This is a genomic window from Spongorhabdus nitratireducens, from assembly GCA_947387575.1.
Lineage (GTDB): Bacteria > Pseudomonadota > Gammaproteobacteria > Pseudomonadales > Endozoicomonadaceae > CANDOC01.
This window is the reverse complement of the sequence record CANDOC010000003.1, coordinates 1-22,040: the sequence shown is the minus strand read 5'-3', so window position 1 is coordinate 22,040 and position 22,040 is coordinate 1. Positions and strand designations below refer to the sequence as shown.

The 22,040-nt window shown below is 50.4% G+C and carries 17 protein-coding genes, 1 tRNA gene and 1 riboswitch; of the genes, 10 read left to right on the top strand and 8 right to left on the bottom strand.

What is annotated here, in order from left to right; translation table 11 throughout:
- The first annotated feature begins 14 nt into the window (after positions 1-14).
- The 4 genes from guaA (at position 15) to ACYZZ0_RS06685 (ending at position 7,574) form a co-directional block, all read left to right on the top strand.
- Positions 15-1,592 carry a glutamine-hydrolyzing GMP synthase gene (gene guaA / locus ACYZZ0_RS06700; protein WP_461535827.1) on the top strand — a complete coding sequence of 526 codons (1,578 nt, stop codon included), beginning with the start codon at positions 15-17 and terminating at the stop codon, positions 1,590-1,592.
- Between the two features lie 212 nt (positions 1,593-1,804).
- Positions 1,805-1,995, top strand: a riboswitch (Lysine riboswitch).
- 357 nt (positions 1,996-2,352) lie between these two features.
- Positions 2,353-3,942, top strand: coding sequence for a Na+/H+ antiporter NhaC family protein (locus ACYZZ0_RS06695; protein WP_461535826.1), 1,590 nt, complete (start codon positions 2,353-2,355; stop codon positions 3,940-3,942).
- A gap of 126 nt (positions 3,943-4,068) precedes the next feature.
- On the top strand, positions 4,069-4,512 hold the full coding sequence (locus ACYZZ0_RS06690) for a CesT family type III secretion system chaperone (protein WP_461535825.1): 444 nt from the start codon (positions 4,069-4,071) through the stop codon (positions 4,510-4,512).
- A 290-nt stretch (positions 4,513-4,802) separates the two neighbouring features.
- Positions 4,803-7,574, top strand: a complete 2,772-nt coding sequence (locus ACYZZ0_RS06685; RefSeq protein WP_461536174.1) for a DUF4135 domain-containing protein — start codon at positions 4,803-4,805, stop codon at positions 7,572-7,574.
- A gap of 42 nt (positions 7,575-7,616) precedes the next feature.
- On the opposite strand, the gene ACYZZ0_RS06680 is transcribed toward ACYZZ0_RS06685, so the two are convergent.
- The 8 genes from ACYZZ0_RS06680 to hemA all read right to left on the bottom strand — a co-directional run bounded on the left by ACYZZ0_RS06680 (position 7,617) and on the right by hemA (position 14,837).
- On the bottom strand, positions 7,617-8,048 hold the full coding sequence (locus tag ACYZZ0_RS06680) for a tetratricopeptide repeat protein (protein WP_461535824.1): 432 nt from the start codon (positions 8,046-8,048) through the stop codon (positions 7,617-7,619).
- Positions 8,049-8,099: 51 nt separating this feature from the next.
- Positions 8,100-8,372 carry an EscF/YscF/HrpA family type III secretion system needle major subunit gene (locus tag ACYZZ0_RS06675; RefSeq protein WP_461535823.1) on the bottom strand — a complete coding sequence of 91 codons (273 nt, stop codon included), beginning with the start codon at positions 8,370-8,372 and terminating at the stop codon, positions 8,100-8,102.
- A 65-nt stretch (positions 8,373-8,437) separates the two neighbouring features.
- The gene (locus ACYZZ0_RS06670; RefSeq protein ID WP_461535822.1) at positions 8,438-8,686 is read right to left on the bottom strand and encodes an EscE/YscE/SsaE family type III secretion system needle protein co-chaperone; all 249 of its coding nucleotides are present in this window, start codon (positions 8,684-8,686) and stop codon (positions 8,438-8,440) included.
- Positions 8,676-10,421, bottom strand: a complete 1,746-nt coding sequence (gene sctD, locus ACYZZ0_RS06665; RefSeq protein ID WP_461535821.1) for a type III secretion system inner membrane ring subunit SctD — start codon at positions 10,419-10,421, stop codon at positions 8,676-8,678. The genes ACYZZ0_RS06670 and sctD overlap by 11 nt, the downstream gene beginning before the upstream one ends.
- A gap of 331 nt (positions 10,422-10,752) precedes the next feature.
- Positions 10,753-11,490, bottom strand: coding sequence for a HesA/MoeB/ThiF family protein (locus ACYZZ0_RS06660; protein ID WP_461535820.1), 738 nt, complete (start codon positions 11,488-11,490; stop codon positions 10,753-10,755).
- Complete coding sequence (gene prmC / locus ACYZZ0_RS06655) at positions 11,487-12,347, bottom strand: peptide chain release factor N(5)-glutamine methyltransferase (RefSeq protein ID WP_461535819.1); 861 nt, start codon at positions 12,345-12,347, stop codon at positions 11,487-11,489. The genes ACYZZ0_RS06660 and prmC overlap by 4 nt, the downstream gene beginning before the upstream one ends.
- Complete coding sequence (gene prfA, locus ACYZZ0_RS06650) at positions 12,344-13,435, bottom strand: peptide chain release factor 1 (protein WP_461535818.1); 1,092 nt, start codon at positions 13,433-13,435, stop codon at positions 12,344-12,346. The genes prmC and prfA overlap by 4 nt, the downstream gene beginning before the upstream one ends.
- Positions 13,436-13,508: 73 nt before the next feature.
- A complete protein-coding gene (gene hemA, locus ACYZZ0_RS06645) occupies positions 13,509-14,837 on the bottom strand; it encodes a glutamyl-tRNA reductase (protein WP_461535817.1) in 1,329 nt (442 codons plus the stop codon).
- A gap of 437 nt (positions 14,838-15,274) precedes the next feature.
- Between hemA and ACYZZ0_RS06640 the strand changes: the two genes are divergently transcribed.
- From ACYZZ0_RS06640 to ACYZZ0_RS06615, 6 genes are all read left to right on the top strand, one after another.
- Positions 15,275-17,065: a tetratricopeptide repeat protein gene (locus ACYZZ0_RS06640; RefSeq protein ID WP_461535816.1), complete on the top strand. Its 1,791-nt coding sequence runs from the start codon at positions 15,275-15,277 to the stop codon at positions 17,063-17,065.
- Between the two features lie 24 nt (positions 17,066-17,089).
- The gene (gene lolB / locus ACYZZ0_RS06635; protein WP_461535815.1) at positions 17,090-17,707 is read left to right on the top strand and encodes a lipoprotein insertase outer membrane protein LolB; all 618 of its coding nucleotides are present in this window, start codon (positions 17,090-17,092) and stop codon (positions 17,705-17,707) included.
- 113 nt (positions 17,708-17,820) lie between these two features.
- Positions 17,821-18,558 (top strand): hypothetical protein, encoded by a 738-nt coding sequence (locus tag ACYZZ0_RS06630; protein WP_461535814.1) that lies wholly within the window; start codon positions 17,821-17,823, stop codon positions 18,556-18,558.
- 101 nt (positions 18,559-18,659) lie between these two features.
- A complete protein-coding gene (locus ACYZZ0_RS06625) occupies positions 18,660-20,870 on the top strand; it encodes a TonB-dependent hemoglobin/transferrin/lactoferrin family receptor (protein WP_461535813.1) in 2,211 nt (736 codons plus the stop codon).
- A gap of 83 nt (positions 20,871-20,953) precedes the next feature.
- Complete coding sequence (gene ispE, locus ACYZZ0_RS06620; RefSeq protein WP_461535812.1) at positions 20,954-21,892, top strand: 4-(cytidine 5'-diphospho)-2-C-methyl-D-erythritol kinase; 939 nt, start codon at positions 20,954-20,956, stop codon at positions 21,890-21,892.
- Between the two features lie 71 nt (positions 21,893-21,963).
- Positions 21,964-22,038, top strand: a tRNA-Gln gene (locus tag ACYZZ0_RS06615).
- Positions 22,039-22,040: the final 2 nt, after the last annotated feature.

Genomic DNA, 22,040 nt, shown 5'->3' with positions numbered 1-22,040 from the left:
TTTCGAGCGGATTCATGACCCAGGATATTCATTCCCAACGTATTCTTATCCTTGATTTCGGGTCCCAGTACACACAGCTGATTGCTCGCCGGGTGCGGGAAATCGGTGTGTACTGCGAACTGCATGCTTTTGATATGCCGGAAGCAGATATCAGGGCCTTTAATCCCAAAGCCATTATTCTGTCTGGTGGGCCGGAATCTGTTACCGAGGGTGATACCCCGCGGGCTCCTGATGTCGTATTTGATCTGGGTGTTCCGGTGCTGGGCATCTGCTACGGTATGCAGACCATGGCGGCCCAGCTGGGCGGCCAAGTATCGACTTCTGACCTGCGTGAATTTGGCTATGCCGAAGTTGATATTGAAACACCAACCGCGTTCCTGAAAGGCATTGAAGACCACATCAACGATACCGGCCGCATGAGCCTGGATGTGTGGATGAGCCATGGTGACAAGGTCAGCCAGCTGCCGCAAGGCTTTAGCCTGATGGCATCCACTGACTCCTGCCCTATTGCAGGGATGGCAGATGAATCCCGCCATTTCTACGGTGTCCAGTTCCACCCTGAAGTCACCCACACCAAGCAGGGCGAGCGGATGCTGGAACGCTTCCTGATTGATATCGCCGGCTGTGAAAAACTGTGGACTGCCAGTGGCATTATTGATGATGCCGTTGCCCGTATCCGCGAACAGGTTGGTGATGAACAGGTTCTGCTGGGGCTGTCTGGGGGTGTTGACTCCAGTGTGGTTGCAGCCCTGCTGCACAAGGCTATCGGTGACCAGCTGACTTGTGTGTTTGTGGATAACGGCCTGCTGCGTCTGAACGAAGGTGATCAGGTAATGGCCATGTTTGCAGAAAACATGGGCGTTAAAGTCGTACGCGTAGATGCTGAAGAGCGGTTCCTGACCAAGCTGAAAGATGTAGCCGATCCGGAACAGAAACGGAAGATTATCGGTAATACCTTCATTGATATTTTTGATGAAGAATCTTCCAGACTGTCAGAGGTTAAATTCCTTGCCCAGGGAACTATCTATCCGGATGTGATTGAGTCTGCAGCCAGCAAGACCGGCAAAGCTCATGTCATCAAGTCGCACCACAACGTAGGTGGCCTGCCGGATGATATGAAAATGGAGCTGGTCGAGCCGCTTCGTGAACTGTTCAAGGATGAAGTGCGCAAGATCGGTCTGGAGCTGGGGCTGCCTTACGATATGGTTTATCGCCATCCGTTCCCGGGACCGGGTCTGGGTGTGCGTATTCTGGGTGAGGTCAAGAAAGAGTACGCTGATACCTTACGACTGGCTGATGCAATCTTTATCGATGAGCTTCACAAAGCTGATCTGTACCACAAAACCAGTCAGGCCTTTGTCGTCTTCCTGCCGGTCAAGTCGGTTGGTGTTGTGGGCGACGGACGTCGTTATGAGTATGTGGTTTCACTGCGGGCTGTGGAAACCATCGACTTCATGACTGCGCGCTGGGCTCACCTGCCGTATGACTTCCTGGAACGGGTTTCCGGTCGAATCATCAATGAAATCTCCGGTATTTCCCGGGTGACTTACGATGTTTCCAGCAAGCCGCCGGCAACTATTGAGTGGGAATAATAATCCGGCATAAATACATATCGGGTTAACCCATCCTATAAAGCCCACGGTAGATATTATTTCTATCGTGGGCTTTTTTGTGGAATTCAGGCAATGCCTGAAACGTACAAAGGTAATACGACCAAAAAAGAAATTGATATTGGTCAATTTATTTCGAATGAGTCTCAACTGCCTGTTGTGTCAAAAACCGGGCTGTGGATAATTTCGGGTTCGATTGTGGTAGAGGCGCATCACTTCAAGAGTACATAGCGAGAGGCTGGCAGCTGTAGACCGTTATGGAAAGGGAAGGATGCCGAAGTTTTCAGTCTGACCAGGGCTGAATACTGGTGCACCAGTTAATAGCTGCTGCACTGTCACAGAGTATGTCGTTGTTTGACATTGACTGTGGAGTGCTATCCGGAAGAGGTTTAGTGACAGGTGCAGGATGCACTGAATAAAGCACTGGCCATTTCCAGACGCAAGTAGGGCTCCAATAAACTAGAATGAAACGGGTTGGTCGTTTTGATCAGTGGCGTTTCCGCTCTCACAACTACAGCGTCTGGAAATCTGGTGTTAGATATAGCGATATAGATAGTTTAAGCAGATTCCCCAGATTGTTATTGTCGTTACTCAGCTTCCTTCAAGCAGTTCATGCTGCCTGATTTGGGCAAGCGGGTACTGACGCCTTGTTGCTTGTGATGTCTTTCCCGGTATCTTGACGGGAAATGCTGCGGAAATGCCGGTGTCTGACAGGATCGCCCGCAGCTGAGACAGCCCCATTATGGAACTCGCAAGTTACAGTAATTCCTTTCTCTCTTTGCTTGCACCGATAGTTGCTATCGGACTGGCAGTTATTACCCGAAAAGTCGTGATCTCGCTAGGGGCCGGTATTCTGGTTGGTGCCTTGCTGCTGAATGAGTTCAGCGTAGGAGCGGCTTTCCAATATATCGCTGATGTCTTTATCTCTATCTTCTGGGACGATGGCCTGAATACAGGCAGTATCTTCCTGCTGTCCTTCCTGCTGTTGCTGGGTGGTATGACCAGTCTGATTACCCTGGCCGGAGGCACAGGAGCTTTTGCGGACTGGGCCCGGGAACGGGTCAAAACCCGTCAGGGTTCACAAGTATTGGCTGTTGCGCTGGGCTTTATCATCTTTATTGATGACTACTTCAACAGTCTGGCCGTTGGTCAGATCAGCCGTCCGATCACGGATGGTCAGCGTATTTCCCGTGCCAAGCTGGCGTATCTGATTGATTCTACAGCTGCTCCGATCTGCGTGCTGACTCCGATCTCCAGCTGGGGTGCGTATATTATTGCGCTGATTGGCTCGATTCTGGTGGCGCATGAGGTGACTGATATCAGTGCGCTGGGTGCGTTTGTGACCATGATTCCGATGAATCTGTATGCATTTCTGGCGCTGATTCTGGTCGTTTGCTCGGCCGCTATGGATATCAATGTGGGGGCGATGAAGACCCACGACCAGAAAGCCCGGCAAGGTGAGTTGTTCGATGAAGGCAAGGGGCGCCCGATGGGTAGCTCTGAGCTGGAAGCATTATCCGGTGGGCAGGTTAAGGATCTGATCGTGCCTGTTGTCGTGCTGGTGCTGGCAACCGTCTTTGCCCTGATCTGGACCGGAGCTTCTGTTCTGGCTGCTGAAGGTCAGCCATTCTCATTGCTGGGCGCGTTTGAGAATTGTGATGTGAATACTTCTCTGGTGACTGGTGGCCTGATTGGCATTGGTACCAGCATCGCTATGCTGCTGCGCCAGCGTCCGGGTTCCAGTCGTGCGGCAGGAGCAATGATCAGTGGTTTTCGCTCAATGATGCCAGCAATTTATATTCTGGTTCTGGCATGGATCCTGGTGGATGTTATCAGTGGTCTGGAAACCGGTAAGTATCTGGCGGGCCTGGTCAGTGATTCAATTGAAGCACGCTGGCTGCCAGCCATCCTGTTTGTGGTTGCCGGTGTGATGGCGTTTGCTACCGGTACCAGCTGGGGAACCTTTGGCATCATGCTGCCTATCGCTGGTGATATGGCTGCCGGGACCGAGATCGCGCTGATGCTGCCGATGCTGGCGGCTGTTCTAGCCGGTGCGGTATTTGGTGATCACTGTTCGCCAATATCCGATACAACCATTCTTTCTTCCACGGGTGCTGCCTGCCATCACATTGATCATGTAGTCACTCAGCTGCCTTATTGCCTGTCTGCAGCAGGTGTGGCGCTGACTGGTTATATTGTGATGGGACTGACAAACTCTGCCTGGACTGGCGTTGCTGTTGCCCTGCTGCTGTTTGTTGGTGTTGTGATTCTACTCAAGCGCTCCTCTGACCGTGGCGAAGAAAAGCTGGCTTCGGATATGGTTAGCTCCTGACTTCCCCTTCCGTTATATCCCTGTTTCAGCTGGTGTGCTGGAACAGGGGGCGGCTTCCTGCCTAAACTGATTAGAACAAGGTCCGAATTTCAGGGCTTATTGATTCAGCGTACGGGCAGGGACGCCATGTCTTTCCAGAAAGTTATCGAACAGTTTCGTGAACGCAAGGGCATTCGTAACCTCAGCCAAGTGGATGGCAAGTACCGGTTGGTTATTGATGGTGGCCTGATTATTCAGTGTTTTGCCGCAGCTCGTTCTGTCTATCTCTATTCCGAGCTGGATGCTTTACCTGAAAAGGATCAGGAACTTCATGACCTGCTGGATAACCTGCTGAAAAAGGCACTGGCTACCATTCAAGGGCAGCGTCCAGGGCTGAGTATTGATAAGGAAACCGGTCGACTGGCGCTGTGCCTGAAAATGCCGGAACCCCAGCTGGATCTGGAAAAATTTGAGAATGCCATTGCCGAATTCGCGACCAATTTCGAGTTCTATTACAGTCAGGCCCAAAAATTCAAGGGTTCAGGGGGCCCAAGGGGTAATGGCACTCCGGCACCGATGATCATGCCGTGAAGATCCTTGGCTGCCTGTATGCAGCGCAGGATCTTGAACAGGTAGGTATTAACGGATTACGTATTGCCAATACGGCTTTTCTTGATGCTCTGATTTGTTATTCCAGCGTTGACTGCATTCATATCTTTTCTCCCCCAGCTGCCATCGATCGCCTTAAAGGTCAGTGGCGAGAAGCCTACTCTTCAAAGCGCATCAGATTCTTTCCAATACACCAGCTTGCCCAGTGCCTGCAGCAGATAAATTATTTTGCCTTTCATACGGGAGAGCCCTGGATTGATTCGCTGGTGGATATGCGGCAGATGTATGCACCTGCTTTGTTTCCTGTAACAGGCAGGGCGCATACCTTGAGCCAGGATATAGGGCTGAAACAGCTTAAGAATGTCATGCTGTCTGAGCATGGTCCCTGGGATAGTATTATTTGCAGTTCTGATGCCAGTCGGGAAGTACTGGAGAAAATGACCAGTGCTGTAGAGCAGCATTATAAAGGCAGGGTTCAGTGGCAGGGTCGTCTGGATCGATTGCCTCTCGGTGTAAACCAGATTGAGCAATCTGACCGAAAGCAAGCCAGAAAAGAGCTGGGTATTGCTGATGATTGCTTTGTAATGTTGGGGCTGGGGCGTTTTTCGGCTGTGGATAAAATGGATCTGCATCCATTACTGCTGGCCGTCAGGGAACTGGTGCTGGGTTCTGACAGGGATATCTCGCTTTATCTGGCTGGCGCGGGAAACCCGTGTAGTAATTATATTGGATCCCTGCTGTCTTCTTCCTATGAGTTGTTGATTGATAGCTGTGTACATTTTGAACTTGATATTGATGATGCACGAAAATCGCTGTTATTAGCCGCCGCAGATGTTTTTATTTCTGTCTCGGACAGTTATCAGGAAAGTTTTGGTATAGCTCCGGTAGAAGCCATGATGGCCGGTTTACCTGTTGTTTTGTCCGAGTGGAATGGCTACCGGGAACTTATATGCAACGGGGTTGAAGGTTACCTGGTGCCAGCAAGCCGCTTTGGCTCTGTATCGAAAGCTGTTAAACCCTATGCTGCAGCAAGGGATAGCCTGGTTCAGGCTCAAACTACAGCCATTGATGTTGGCTCTCTTGTTGAAACTCTTAAAGAACTGAGTGGCAACAAGAAGCTTTGCCAAAAGATGGGGCAGGCAGCCAGAAATAAAGCCATAGAGCGCTTTGAGTGGTCAAAACTGACATTGCAGTATGATGCATTAATTGAGCGGCTCAGCCGACTTGCCAGAGAGCATTCGAACTGGAAATCTGGATTCAGTAATCTGTATGCTCAAGACGACTTCTTTTCGCACTACGTAACAAAACTCCAGAGTGATAACCAGCTGTATACCCTGACTGATCGAGGGTTAAGGGTTTTACTGGGGGCTGAAAAACTATTGGCTTCAGATGAAGTAGCTGAAGCTATGCCTCTTCAGGATGCACATCTGGTGCTTCAATATGCAGGTAACCTGGGAAGACCGTTGTCAGTGGCGGAATTATCACCTGGCCTGATACTCGAGCCATCAAGAAGTCGAGCGGCTGTTATATGGATGCTCAAATATCACTTGTTAGCTTGTGCTACAGAAAAAAAAGATGAACGCTTCGTATCTGGGAGAGTCATAAATCTGCTGCCAAAGATTGCCCGTCGGGCGGAAAAGATCAGAAAACAAAAAAGATATTCTAGCCTGATAGCTTTGCTTGAGTGTGATGTGCTGAATGAAGGCGTTGATAGCACCGCTACTGCGAATATTGTACTCAGTGTTGGCACCTTATTGATGGACCAACTGGATGGCCGGCTTAAGAAAGTAAAAACGGCAGGCTTGATCGTGGACTTGATGCACCCGTTCGCCAATTGGTTGAAAACAGTCAAGTGGGAGCAGGTTTCAATGAATGCGGCCTACGCCCGACACCTGTTTAGGGTAGCGCGCCAGTGGGTTCATGCTGCTGAAACTTTTGTTGAACGGTTAAGTAGGGATCTGTGTGACCTATGTCTGTGGATAAATATAAAGCCTGATAATCTTCAGTCCATACAGCTTCAGGTTATGCCGGAAGTTGAGTACTTCGATGTAGTAAAAATCACTTTCAATGGCGCTCACTCAATAGTCTATAAAGACCGGGATTTGAGCGTTGAGAATGCTCTGCTTGCCCCTGAAAAAGGTTTAATAGACCAGCTGAACAAGTGGAATCGTTCAGTGCTTTTGAAAACTGTCTCCTGTCTGTGCTGCTCTGATCAGGTGGATCGCAACTACGGGTATATGACCTGGATTGATTCGGATAGATCTACAAAGCAGAGATCTGGTAGCTGGTATAAGGGCATGGGAGCATTATCCGCTTTAGCTCTGCAGCTTGGGATTAAGGATCTCCATGAAAATAATATGTTGGTGTCTGATGGTCTGCCCTGCCTGATCGACGCTGAACTGATGTTTTCAGAGGATGTGATTTCAAGGCTACAGCAAGAGATTAGCGGAAACAGAGCAGTAACCGTTGATGATCTGGATATATCTTCGCTGGGGAAAACCAATATTCTGGATTCTGACTGGGCTCCTGTTGGAATCACGTCAAAGCAGGTTGATTTGGTTCGAGAAGGCTTTTTGATTGTTTTTGATTTGTTTCGGTCACACCACAAAGAGATTATGGAGTGGAAAAAGAGTCTTGCAGGCCTTTTTGTCAGGTTTTGCGAGATACCAAGGGTGTATCAGGAAGAGCATTTGCAAAAAATCAGTGAGGCACATAAGCTGCCGATTGAATCCGATCAAATTCGTAGACTTGGTCAGTGGTTGGCTGCAACAGGCCTGCGTGAACAGTACTGTGCTCTTTCGGAAGAAAAAAGGTTTACACCTGAGAAGCGAATTTTAGAGCGCTACCATCATCAGTGGCTAAAAGGCCGGGTCGTAAATCAAAGCAGGATTGTGGGTGAGCTTTGTCAGCCGGCTTATTTGCCTCATGCACTAGATGTGGATATGGATTGGGAGAAGCTTCAGACCGACCTGTTTAGTGCTGAGGGAAAGAAGGCGATAACTCTGTTAACTGAGAGCTATACACATTGGCTACGGACAAAATAAAAAGGCCTGCTATTCAGCAGGCCTTTTTGAAAAATATCGGAATTATTTAGCTTTTTTCTGCCCCTTGGTGAGCAGTTCAGTGAATTTGGCATTCACTTCCTTGGTGCTCTCGAAGATTTTGATCAGCCCCTGAGTTGTCTCAAAATGGTTGGTGTCGGGGTAGTCATTCTTGATCTTGTTGAGCAGATCTTCACTGTCATCGTTTTTTCCGGCCATTTTGTAAGCTGCGCAGAGCAGGGCCAGTGTCATGGGATCAATCTCTTCTGCACTGTCGGCCTGCCCCTTAAGCAAGTTGACGGCATCATCAAACATGCCGGTCATGATATGCAGGTGTGCCATACCATTGTAGGGAACGGAGTTGTCAGGGTAGTTTGCAATCAGAGCGGTGAAAATTGCATGAGCGGCTGGACGTTGCTGATAAGCTGATGCCATGAAACCGATGTCGGCGAGCATTTTAGCGGTTTCGAGATTCATCCCTGTAAGGCTCCTTGCCCTGATTGAGTCGTGGTAACTGAAATAAATGACTTACTTCATGTTATTGATGGACTGTGACTGGGAGTCCTTCAACGACTTGATAAAGTTGGTCTGGAAACTCAGTATCATCAGATACTCGTTCTGCAGCTCCTGATACTTTACAAGTGTTGCCGGATCAGACAGGTTCCCGCCATCAAGGAATTCATTCATTTTGTCTTTCAGGCCGCTAAGTTCATCGTTGAACTTATTTAGAACTGCATCTGTATCAATTGCATGCTCATCAGCCTTGAAATTGGCATTAACACCATCAACCTGGCCTACCATAGCAAAACTCCTTTTTCTCTAATTGTAGTTGACGAAATCGCCAATATTCATAAAGGCCTGTTGGGTTAGCTGTTATGAAAGTGTTTCCAAGCTGTTTTGACAGCGTTCTTTGCTTCTTCAAGAGCCCCCATTGAGAGCAGGATCTTATCGTGCTCTTCGGGTGCAACCCCTTGATTCAGCTTGACTTTAAGCCTTGAGGCTTCCATATCCAGCTTTTCCAGGGTTTCGTCACGCTTTTTCCCGGAGGTATCACCCATCAGGGTGTCTTCGATTTGGGAAAAGCTGATAGATACAGGCTTTTCGTTAGCGTCCATTGCCGTGATAACCTCCGAGTGGGTATCTGATCCTGTTTATTCCGTTACTTAATATAAGATATTCCAACTGAATATCTTCAAGTATATACCCATTAGGAAGCTGTGCACCGGGCAGGTATTTGCCGCCATTTCCCAGAATAACGTATGGAATCGCCCCCATATTCACTCCGCGAATATTCAGAACCGGGAATTCCTGTTGCTGAGGGGCAGGCATTCCAAAATACGGGTCATTAGAGAATGCCGGAGAATTATCAGGTGATGGCTGCTGAGACTGAGATGAAGCTGCTGAATTGCCCCGAACTTGTTGCTGACCTGACGGTGTAGCCTGCATTGGCTGGCCGGGTGCAGAAGGCACCATCGGGGCCGAGGCTCCCTGGGGTGTAGATGCCATATTTCTGCCGGAAGGATGACGAGGCCGCTTGTTGCGAGGAATATGCCTTCTTGCCTTGGTACTGACTTTCAATTTAGGCATATCGCCATAACGTGCACGGAAATCGGCAATAACATTTTTCAGTCGGGCATATTCTTCCGGGTTGCTGACTGTGCCGCGTACAACCAGGAGTCCGGGCTGTTTTATGACATGAATATTTCGAGCCAGACCAACTTCAGCCAGCATGCCTTTCAGCAGCTTCATCCGTGAGGACTGGTCTTCAACCTTGTCGATTACAGAAAGCAGACCGTGAACTTCCTGCTTAAGCAGCATTTTGATGGACTCGGTATCCCGGGCTTTTTCCGTATAGCCGTACAGCACTAATACACCTGCTTGTGGGCCAGATTGAAATTCAAGTTCCTTGTAGCCATAGAGCTTGAGGACGGCTTCGGCATTGGCAAGCATTTCGGGAATAACAACAATCTGGCTGTTGAAGGGAACTTCATTGGTTTGCAGTTCGCCTTCCAGCAGCTCTTTTTGTTCCTGGCTGCTGACGTAACCACTAACGGATATCCAGGAAGAGTCGGGCAGAGATTCGATTTTTATATCGTTAAAGGCATATTGCTGTTTGATTGCACGAGCCACCTGCTGATAATCCACCGGGGGCTTGGGGGCAATCTCCGGTCCCGAGAATGCAGCAATAAAGAAGCTGGTGGTACCAACCAGCAGAAAACCTATGCCGGTACCAAACCCCCACAGTGTGGGGTTTGATTTAATATGTTGTTTGATGTCGCCGAGGGATAAACCGTTGAAGCCGGATAGAAGATTGCCGAAGTTCGGTAACCCCTGCAGGAATGATGTGTTGGCTGCCTTTTTAGCTTTCTTTCTGGGAGCGGCTTCTTCTTCCTCTTCTGCTTCATCTGAATCATCTTCTGCTTCAGAGGCTTCTTCAGGCTCGGTGCCTTCTTCCAGTGAGGTTTCATCCTCCAGTATCGGAGGCTCGTCATCAGCATTTTCCGGTGCCGGGGCTTCTCCGGGCTGAGGGATCGTAAGCTCTGGCCATTCTTCATTTTCAGGGCCAAAGGCAAAGTTTAATCCTGCAATGGTAACAATATCGAAGTGGTTAAGACTGGCATCAGTATCGGCGGGCTGGCCATTGATAAATATCTGGGTGTCAGGCGCCCTGTTATGGATGGCAATGCCGGTATCGGAGATTTCTATAACCAGCTGCTCATCAGCCAGACCTTCATCCATCAATGCCAGATCACAGTCATCATTCTGACCGAGCAGGTAGCTACCGGGCTCCAGCGTCAGCTCTGCACCTTCATGGGAACCGGACAGTATTCGCAGCAAGCGTTCAGCCATCAGACCGTCCTCGCTGCAAATAAACGTACTGCCCGGGCAATACCTTCATCCGGTATTGCAGCAGCACTGTTTTTGATCCCTTGCAGGACAGCAGGAAACGACATTGAAACATCCTGTTTCGGTTGTGACCTGGAAATGATCTGTCCGCGGCGTTAGATGACGCGAATAAATCTCCGTGACACCTGCCAGCTTCTTCTGAACCCTTATTCTTTCAGTGATTCAATGAAAATTTACGAAGCTGGCTTGGTGCATCTGAGAGAGTTATCGGCCGCTGATTCAAAGCCTGCACAAGAGTTTTAAAGGCTGTACCGGGTCAGTACAGCCGGGAAGGTCAGGAGCAAACGGGGCAGTGATTATCTTTGGAGAGTTTTAATGTCTGCCATTGGGAATACAAACCATCAAACATCAGCAGTCGCCCGTGCAGGGTTGGCTGACCAGCAAGAAGTTTGACCGCTTCCAGTGCCTGCATGGAACCAATCACTCCAACCAGTGGAGAGATCACACCGGATTCGGAACAGGTGAGGTTTTCATCACCATTATCCGGATACAGGCAGTGGTAACACGGACTGTCATCCTGCCGCCGGTCAAAGACAGTAATCTGGCCTTCAAAGCGAATGGCCGCACCACTGACCAATGGTGTTGAAGTGGCAACAGAAACCCGATTAATCAGATGGCGGGTGGTAAAGTTGTCGGTGGCATCAATAATCAGGTCGGCCTGATTCGCCTGCTCGGTGAGCTGCTCTTCATCGAGCTTGTGGGTAATAGCAGTGATGCGGGTATCCGGATTCATGGCCCACAATGCTTCGGCAGCAGACTCTGCTTTGGGTTGGCCCAGTGCCCGGGTCCGGTGAATGATCTGACGCTGCAGGTTGCTCATTTCAACCCGGTCATGATCAACGATGACCAGTTCACCTACACCGGCAGCCGTAAGATACATCGCAATCGGAGAGCCCAGTCCGCCAAGCCCGATCAGCAGTACCTTGGCATTGAGCAGCTTTTCCTGACCAGCAACTTCTATTTCCGGCAGCAGCAGATGGCGGCTGTATCGCAGTAACTGGTCATCATTCATGATGTTGCTTCCTGTTGAAAGTCGGGCCGCTGGCCCAGGGTAACCCGGTCATGGCCGGCCAGATCCTGTCGGGTCATAACCTGTTGAAAACCTGATGCCTGCATAATATTGCGCACAGCTTCGCCCTGATCATAGCCATGCTCCAGCAGTAACCATCCGTCTGCTTCCAGCCATTCGGGAGCTCTGGATACAATCTGGAGAATATCGTCCAGTCCGTCATTACCGGATGCCAGTGCCTGCAGTGGCTCGAACCGGACATCACCCTCTTTTAAATGAGGATCGGAATCCGGAATATAGGGCGGATTACTGACAATCAGTTGAAAGCGGGTATTGTCAGGCAAAGGTTCAAACCAGCTGCCTTCAAAGAACTGTACCCGTTCCAGTTTATTGCTGAGGGCATTGCGCCGGGCAACGGCCAGTGTATCCGGATTACGTTCGACAGCATTGACCAGCCATTCAGGACGCTCCGAAGCCAATGCCAGCGCAATGGCTCCGGTTCCGGTACCAAGGTCTACAACTTTATGAGGGCCGCGCTGACCATATTCCAGTGCCAGCTCAACCAGCAGTTCTGTATCCGGGCGAGGAATCAGGGTGTCCGCAGAGACTTCCAGCTCCAGTGTCCAGAAGTCGCGACGTCCGGTCAGATGAGCCACAGGCTCACCAGTTACGCGACGCTGTAGTAAGTGTTCAAACTGCTCAAGATTTTCTTCAGAAACGGTTTCATCAGACCATGCCATCAACCATGTTCTGGATTTATCCAGTACATGGCAAAGCAGCAGTTCTGCATCCAACCGGGCCGTTGGCGATTGTACCAACTGCTGTTCGGCTGCTTTTAACAGGTCGGAGACAGAGCTCATGCCTGCTCATCCGCCAGCGATGCCAGCAGTTCGGCCTGATGTTCCTGCAACAGCGGGCCAATCACCGGATCAAGATCACCGACGATAATTTCCGGCAGTTTGTACAGGGTCAGATTGATGCGGTGATCAGTGACACGTCCCTGAGGATAGTTGTAGGTACGAATCCGCTCGGAACGATCACCACTACCAACCAGGCTCTTGCGCTGGTCAGCCATTTCTTGCGCGGCACTGTCACGGGCAGCAGTGCGTAGCTTGGCACTCAACAGCGCCATGGCTTTAGCCTTGTTCTTGTGCTGAGAACGTTCGTCCTGGCACTCAACCACAATACCGGAAGGCAAGTGAGTAATACGAATAGCGGAGTCAGTGGTGTTAACGTGCTGACCACCGGCACCGGAAGAGCGGAAGGTATCGATCCGCAGATCATTCTTATTGATATCCACTTCTTCCTGTTCATCCGGTTCCGGCATTACCGCAACGGTACAGGCAGACGTATGGATGCGGCCTTGGGATTCAGTTTCTGGTACCCGCTGTACCCGGTGAGCACCGGATTCAAACTTCAGTCGGCCGTAGGCATCAGCACCGACCACCCGGCTGATAATTTCTTTATAACCACCGTGTTCGCCCGGACTGTCGCTGATGACCTCAATCTTCCAGCCCTGCTTTTCAGCGTAACGGGAGTACATCCGGAACAGATCACCGGCAAAAATAGCAGCCTCGTCACCACCGGTACCGGCGCGGATTTCAAGGAAGGTGTTGTGGCTGTCGTCCGGGTCTTTTGGCAGCAGCAGTAACTGCAGCTCATGAGACAACTCTTCCAGTCTACCAGTACTGGACTGCAGCTCTTCTTCAGCCATGGCACGCAGATCCGGGTCGCTGTCTTTCAGCATGACCTCGGCTTCCTCACGATCGGCAACCACGCCCTGATACTCCTGGAATGCCTTGATAACCGGCTCCAGCTCGGCGTATTCCTTGGACAGGCTGCGAAAGCGGTTCTGGTCGGTGATGACATCCGGGTCAGACATCAATGCGCCAACTTCCTCGTAACGCGCATCGAGGCTGTCCAGTTTGGCAAGAAGAGATTGTTTCATCGGGTTAACGGATCCAGAAATAGAATATTTTTCAGAAGCTGATGCCGGTATTCATTAAAGCAGCTCATTCGGCTCATGAGTTTTCTTCGCAGGGGGCCACAATAGAGGCAATTCTGCCAGGCCGGTTTTCCTGCGGCTTACCTTCTGAGGTCGATGTCAGGGCATACAGTTCACGGGCGCCTGAAATCAGTTCGGTGCGGCCATCGGCTCCGGCATGGCGCAGCTGTACTGTCGGGGTGTGAATCAGCTTGTTGGTCAGACCCCGGGCCAGCATTTTAAGGGCATCTTCAGCGGGCATGCCGGCGTTGAGCTGGCGCATGGCGCGGGCGAGTTCATGGTCTCGCAGCAGTTCTGCCTGTTCCCGCAGGGCTTTGAGAACATCCACTGCAGCCAGTGAGCGCAGTTGTCGCAGTAGCTGTTCAGTATGCTCAAGAATGAGGGTTTCAGCTTTCTCTGCTGCCTGCTGACGACTTTTCATATTGTCTTCGATAACTTCACGCAGATCGTCAACAGAATAGAGGTAAACGTCGGGCAGCTCGGCAACTTCAGGTTCGATATCCCGTGGTACGGCAATATCGACCATAAATACCGGCTGGTGCTTACGTTTCTTCAGCGCGCGCTCCACTGCACCTTTACCCAGAATTGGGAGCTGGCTGGCAGTGGAAGAAATAATAATGTCGGCTTGTGCCAGATGCTCCGGAATATCGGCCAGCAGCATGGGGGTGGCATCAAACTGCTCTGCCAGACGGCGGGCACGGTCCAGTGTCCGGTTGGCCACCATAATATCGCGCACACCCTGTTCATGCAGATGACGGGCAACCAGTTCAATGGTTTCTCCGGCACCGATCAGCAGCGCCTTGTTATGACTCAGATCCGAGAAAATCTGTTTCGCCAGGCTTACGGCGGCAAAAGCAACAGAAACCGGGTTCTCACCGATGGCTGTCTGGCTTCTTACCCGTTTGGCGGCAGAGAAACTGGCCTGAAACAGGCGGCCGAGTTCTGTCCGGGTTGTACCGGCATCAACGGCTACCGCATAGGCGGACTTAAGCTGTCCCAGAATCTGGGGTTCTCCCAGAATCATGGAATCCAGTCCGCAGGCTACCCGCATCATATGGACAATGGATTCTTCGTGGCCATGGACATAGCCGTGCAGACTGACTTCATCCAGCGGCAGTTCATGCCAGTTAGCCAGCCATTCAAATAAGTGGGAGTGCAGCAGTTGATCACCGGCACAGTACATCTCTGTACGGTTACAGGTAGAAAGGATGGCTGCCTCACTGACACCCTCCAGCTGCAGCAAACTGTTCAGCGCTTTAGGGGTTTGATCCGGGGTGAAGGAAACTCTTTCCCGCAGTTCAACCGGTGCTGTTTTATGGTTAATGCCTAGTGCCAGAAACCCCATACTATCCTGCGTTGCGTGCTGTTCTCATTGACTGGGTGCTTGTCCCGCAAGCTCATCTGAAAAGGTGTTGAGCATTAAAAACCCTGCGGAAAGGCGGGATTTTCCTATGTAAGGCACAGTATCGCAACCGGTTGCCTGACATTTTCCGCTCAAGGTTGTATTTCTTCTGCTCAGGGCTGTATTTCTGCTCTTATACCCATGTTTTTCCCGGTGCCAGGTTTTGCCCATAAAAGAATCAGGCAGAAATTCTGATAACAGGGTATGTTTGCATAATGGGCTGAGGGATCATGCTGCATAATAACAGCTGTGCGCCGATAGGCTTATTTATGACCTTGTGTCATGATTTAAGCCTGAACTGCAGTTTTATCCTGACCTGGTGATAACAACAGCACTCAGGGCCGCCCTAATTATTTGATACTTTCAGGATGCACAATTCCATGACGGGCTCCAGAATCGGCTTTCTTCTTCTCTTGATGACGCTAACTGCATGCAGCATGACGGGGGGCAAACAACCGGGGAAGGGGGATGACAGACAGGTAGCTGCTACCGGGCAGACAGAAGAACAGCAGCCTCAGAAATACGGATCATTTGAACCGGATACAATGTATGACCTGCTGGTGGCAGAAATGGCCGGTCATCGCCAGCGTTTCGATATGGCGCTGGGCAATTATCTGCAGCAGGCGCACAAGACCCGCGATCCAGGCATTGCTCAACGTGCCTATCAGATTGCTGTTTATGTCAGCGCCCGTCAGGCTGCACTTGATGCGGCTGTACTCTGGGCTGATGTTGCACCGGAAAACCGGGTTGCACTGCAGGCCAGTGCTGTTGAACTAGCCCGTGCCGGCAGGCTGCAGGAAGCTGCGGCACGTATGAACCGTGTGCTGGAACTCAAGGGCCGCACCAGTTTTGATTTCCTGGCGGTCAATGCCGCAGAGCTGACCAACGATGAGCGTCAGGGGTTGATTGATACCTTTGATGAAGCACTCAAGAAGCATTCAGGTGATGCATCCCTGTTACTTGGTAAAGCCATCCTGCTGCAACAACAGGGAGAAACCCAGGCTGCCCTGAAACTGTGCAACCAGTTGTTGCGCAGTAATCCTGGAATGCCCAAGGCTATCGTCCTGAAAGCTCGTCTGCTGTCCCGTATGGATCAGGCTGAAGAGGCGCTGAAGCTGCTTGCCGGAAGTCTTGAAGAGAACCCTGATAATACCCGGATGCGCCTGCTTTATGCTCGCATCCTGATCAGTCTGGAGCGTCTGCCGGAAGCTCAGAAACAATTCGAAAAGCTGGTAGAGCTGTCACCCTATGACGGCGATATGCTGATGTCGCTGGCATTGATTACGCTGGAAAACGATCTCCATGAAGATGCCAAGCGCTATTTTGAAAGGTTGCTGGTGTTGCGTCACCGTGTCAGTGCTGCCCACTATTATCTCGGGCGCATTGCTGAAGCAGCAGAAAGTGAAGCAGAAGCAAAAGCGCACTATCTGAAAGTCGGTCCCGGCAAAGAGTTACTGCCTGCCTACAGTGCATTGGCTGAAATGCTGGTAAAGAAGGGCGCTTATAAAGAAGCACTGAAGTATGTGGAAGAGGCCCGCATGCGTTATCCGGCTTTTGGTGCCCAGTTCTTTATGATTGAGTCTGAAGTGCTGATCTCCCAGAAACAGCTGGCCGAGGCCATGAGCCGGCTCAATGATGCGCTGGAACGCTTCCCGGAAAATATTAACCTGCTTTACAACCGGGCGATGCTGGCTGAAAAGCTGGATAACCTGTCCCGACTGGAAACAGATTTGCGGGCTATTTTAGTGTTGGATGAGGATAACGTGCCGGCACTGAATGCACTGGGTTACACCCTGGCGGATAAAACCGACCGACTGGAAGAAGCAGCCAAACTGGTGCGTCGAGCCTATAAACTGGATAGTGAAGATCCGGCAATTATCGACAGCCTGGGCTGGATCGAATATCGGTTGGGTAATCTTGAGGAAGCCCTCAAATATCTGCAAATGGCCTATGACAAGTACCCCGATCCGGAAATAGCAGCTCACCTCGGAGAAGTACTCTGGATGCGCAAGCAGCATGGAGAAGCCATAGAAGTCTGGCGCAAGACACTGGAGCAGGTGCCTGACAGTGCGATTATCCTGCAAACAGTTGAGCGTCTGAATGCCGAAACCTTGCTGAAAAAGGCGACTGCCGCCGAAAGTCACCATGCACGCGAGAAGCGTAGTCATTGAGATTTAACAGGATAGTTTGTCGTGATGCAGTTGATGTCCCTTCGTTACTTTCGGGTTGCATGTCTGGGTGTTGTCGTATTTCTTGCGGGTTGTGCCGGACAGCAAAAAGTAACCCCTGCTCAGAAACCGGTTGAGCTTTCCAGTTACTGGAAGCTGGAAGGCAAACTGGGTATTAAAGCTCCTGAAGAGTCCGGCTCAACCCTTATTGGTTGGAACCAGACCGGTGACAACTATGATATTACTCTGACGCTTCCCTTTGGCCGCACGCTCGCCAATATCGAAGGTGCGAATGGCAAAGTAACCCTGCGAGTACCGGGACAACCGGAACGTACTGCCGATTCTGCCGAATTACTGCTTTGGTATCAGCTGGGATGGCGTATTCCGGTAAGCCAGTTGTTTTATTGGGTACAGGGTGTTCCTGCACCGAATATGCCTTTGACCCGCATTCAGCATGAAAACAGGAATGACAGCAGCCTGGTGGCTGAAATCGAGCAGGGTGGCTGGGTAATCAGTTATGACCGGTACGGTGAATATGATGGCATGACGCGTCCCGGCAGAATCAAGGCACACTATGCTGATTTGAAACTGACACTGATTATCAAAGAGTGGCAGAGTAAAAAATCCCCAAAAATTTCAAAATAAGAAACCAAAACGCAGCACTTCCATTTCTTTTCTTTCAAACTATACGTTGTAGATACAGTCGGTCTGTTATACCGACTGTTGAGACTGCTTTCTCAATAAAAGGCAACAGACATATGTACCTCGAGATAGAGGAAAGGTTTGTTGATGCCACCACGCTGATCACCCAGCACCGTCCGGAAGAAGAGTGGTTGCTTAAAGGCTCTGCTTCCTACGATATTACTGCCGGTATGCCTGAGTATGAACGCAGGCAAATAGAGCTTGAAGCAACAGCCGGACGACCATGGTCTGGAAGGCGTTTAAATCCCCGCATGCCACGTCACTACTTTTCGGGTTTTGTATTAAGAGCGGACAGGCGAGCCAGCAGTATTATCTTTGCTGAAGGCTTCAGGCTACAGAACCGCAGTAGCTGGAATGAAGCCAGCAAGGCCAGAGTGGCAATGGCAATGGGTGCTGCTCTCGAAGACCCTTATACATATGGAGAAGGAATCTCCACGACCTGTCGCTACAGCACCGCAAATATTTATACCCGCAGCAATGAGGGTTCTATTTACCTGATAGATGGCCGTGGTATCTGGGGTGTCATCATTGAAGGTTTACAGCGAGCTGGCTGCCCCGGAAGAAAAAAACCGCCTTACGAAGAGATCAATTATCTGCAGGATATTCCGGCACATGCTGTGGCTGGTGTGCTTGAGAGTAAAACCCGGCTTCAGTGTAATCCGGCATATTACGGTGTTGACTCTACTGGCGCTGGCGACTTATCAAAACTGAAAACCTTTTTGAAAGAGGGCATGCTTGTTAGCGAACAGCTGCGCCTGCTTGTCCAGCCCGACATTGCTGAAACAGCTTTTTAGCATCAAGGTTTAGTTTATTGTTGCAAATGCGAATGGTTTGCATTTAAAATCCCGCCGCTTTCATAGTCTTCTTTCCAGCCCAGTTTTCAGGAAGTCATAAATTGAATAAGTGGACACCCTGCATTGCAGTCCTCGGGGGGATTGGTTGCAGCCTTGGCTATGCATCCGAGATTGTCAGACAAAATGCGCTCGAGCTTCCGCCAGTCACAGTCATTGCCAGTAAAGTTGATTCAACCAATGCCAGTCAGTCGACCCTGACTCAGGATGACATTACCACCCAGCAGGCGTCTACAACCCAGGAGCTGCTGGACACCTTGCCGGGTGTGGCAATGGCTGGGAGTCCCAGACCGGGAAGCCAGACAATCAATATCCGTGGCTTCGGTACTTATGATGTGGAAGATGTTCAGCTCAGACTGGATGGTGCTCCGAAACTGTTCCAGAAATATCAGCAGGGCTCACTGTTTCTCGAACCTGAACTTCTGAAAAGTGTTGAGGTTAACAAAGGACCCCACTCCGCCCTGTACAGTAATGGTGGCACGGGTGGTGTTGTGAACATGACAACCAAGGATGCCGATGACCTGCTGCTGCCCGGACAGGAATTTGGCGGTATGGTTAAGGGCGGGTACCAGTCTAATAACTCTACCGAAGTGTATTCCGGCTCGGTTTATGCCGGCGGTAAGGATAACCCCTTTGATCTGGTGGTGAACTTCACCAAGCGTCGCTCTGACAATATCAAGGATGGTGAGGGTAACGAGTACAACTACTCAGGCGCTAACAGTAAATCAAGTCTGGTAAAGCTGGGTTATACCTTTGAAAACGGGCACAAGGTTAGTTACAGCTATATCGAGCTGGACGATGCCAGTCGTACACCATGGGCAGCCAAAAGAGGTCTGTTTACTGTAACGGATTATGAAAGAAGACGTTATGGCGTGGCCAACGCACTGTTACGCAAAACGGTATGGCGTGAAACAAAAGACAAGACCAGTGTTTTCAAGCATGAATATATAAGCCCGAATTATGAGTGGCTGAATACCAGTCTGACACTGTCACATTCAAAATCATCGCAGAAAGATACCCGTCCTGACGGTGCCTCCAAGTATTCGGGCAGCAATATGGGTAACAAGAGCTGGACTGATTACAAGACGCTGTATGCAGAATTCAAAAATACCCAGGATATTGAGCTGGGAGACTGGATTCATACCCTGACTTATGGTGTTCAGCTCTCCAGGGAAGAGCGTGACATTACCATGATTGACCTGAGTAAAGAGGGCAGGGAGGAATATAATAACGGTCGTTATCAACCCTGGTACATGCCATCAGGTCGGCAGATTGTCTCTTCTGTTTTTGTTCAGGATGAGATCAGCTTTGGTCAGCTGACAGTGACACCTTCACTGCGTTATGACTATGTTCGTAACAAAGGTACTGGCAATGATGCACCGCGTTTCAGCAACCCGGCTCAGGGGCATGATTACAGTGCTAAAAGCTATGATGGCCTGTCGCCAAGGCTGGGCCTGTTCTACAAGCTTTCTCCGGAAATGGCGGTGTTCAGCAACCTGAGTTATACCTTCCGGGCTCCGGGTGTGGATGAAATTTATGATGTGGGCAGCACCCAGCCAACCAGCCGCAAGCTGAAGGCTGAAAAAGTGTTGGCTGCAGAAGCGGGTGTGATCCGGTCATTCAGTAACCTGTATCAGGAAAGTGATAACCTGCAAATCCGGGCTTCATTGTTCTATACCCGTGTAGATGATGCTATTTCCAGACGCTTGGGTATGTACTACAAGAAAGACGAAAATGGTCGTAGTGTTCCGAGCCAGTCGCCTTACACCAATATTCGTGAACAGTATGTTCGTGGTATTGAAGCTGAAATTTTCTACGACTCTGATTCTGTATTCGGGCAAGTTAACCTGACAATGATGGACAGCAAAATGTCAGGTACCCCGAGGGATCCTCATGGTCCGGATGTGCCGGTTAATGAGGTACCGCCACCGGAAGTCAATATGACGCTTGGTTACAAGTGGGACACTTCACTGAAGTTTGGCTGGAAAGGCAAATACGCCCATAAGTCTGACAGGAATGCCAGAGATATCGATCCTGAGAACGCACCAAACTATGCGCCGTTTGTAGAAACGCCAAGCTACTTGCTGCACCATCTGTTTCTGGAGTGGAAGCCGCACTGGAACAGCAATATTGCCGAAACAACCGTTAATGTTTTCGCCGAAAATATCACCAACAAGCAATATACGCCTTATCTGAATGAGGGTATTGCCGGAATGGGACGTAATATCAAGGTATCTGTAACCCAGAAATTCTGATCTCAGGTTCTGCAACAGAATCCGCGGCAGGCCGCCATGGCTTAGCCGCGGAATACCCGTTACAAATCTTGCGGGGGCTTTACTTGGTCTCTGATCTTGTTTATCACTATACTGCGCCCCTACCTGAACAAGATGTGCTGCACTCTATGACGGCGACTCTCACTCTGCCTGCACCGGCCAAACTTAACCTGTTTCTTCACATCACCGGCCGGCGTGAAGATGGATATCATAATCTTCAAACTCTGTTTCAGTTTCTCAATATCAGTGACACCCTGACTTTTGAACGCCTGGATCGTCAGGCTGATATCGAACTTATGACAGAAATTCCGGGAGTAGAGCCAGAACAAAATCTGGTTGTCAGGGCTGCCCGGTTATTACAGGAGCACCGGAATGTCAGTCAAGGTGCTCGTATCTGGCTGAACAAGCGCTTGCCGATGGGCGGTGGTATTGGTGGTGGAAGCTCCAATGCGGCAACAACCCTGCTGGCACTGAACCGGTTGTGGAAAACCGGGCTGACTTTTGACGAGCTGGCGGATCTCGGACTGCAGTTGGGAGCTGATGTGCCTGTCTTTGTTCGTGGTCATGCGGCTTTCGGGGAAGGGGTCGGGGAGCGGCTGACACAGGTGAATCCACACGAATACTGGTACCTGGTGCTAGTGCCAGAGGTCGGTGTTAATACGGCCATGATGTATAACCATCCGGAGCTGACAAGAGATACGCCTCTGATTGAAGTAGCAGATGTATTACAGCAGTCATTCCATAATGACTTTCAGTCTTTGGTTTGCAAACTGTATCCGGAGGTTGATAACTGTCGGAGGTTACTGGATAATTCCTGCTTCGCTGGATCCGGCCCGGCCTGTCTGTCAGGTTCCGGAGCCTGTGTTTTCAGAGCATTTGGCAGTGAAGAGGATGCTCTGGCTGCCGCTGATGACATACCCGGAGATGTGCGCCGTTTTATCGCCCGAGCCTGCAATGAATCACCATTGCACCGGGCTTTGATTGAGCACGGCCTGCAGGAGTAACTGCTGTCAGAACCGGTTGTTTCTGTTGGTAAGGGCCGAGAAAAATCCAGTGTTCCGGTTTCGGAAATAACTGGGGTGTCGCCAAGTGGTAAGGCAACGGGTTTTGATCCCGTCATGCGCAGGTTCGAGTCCTGCCACCCCAGCCATA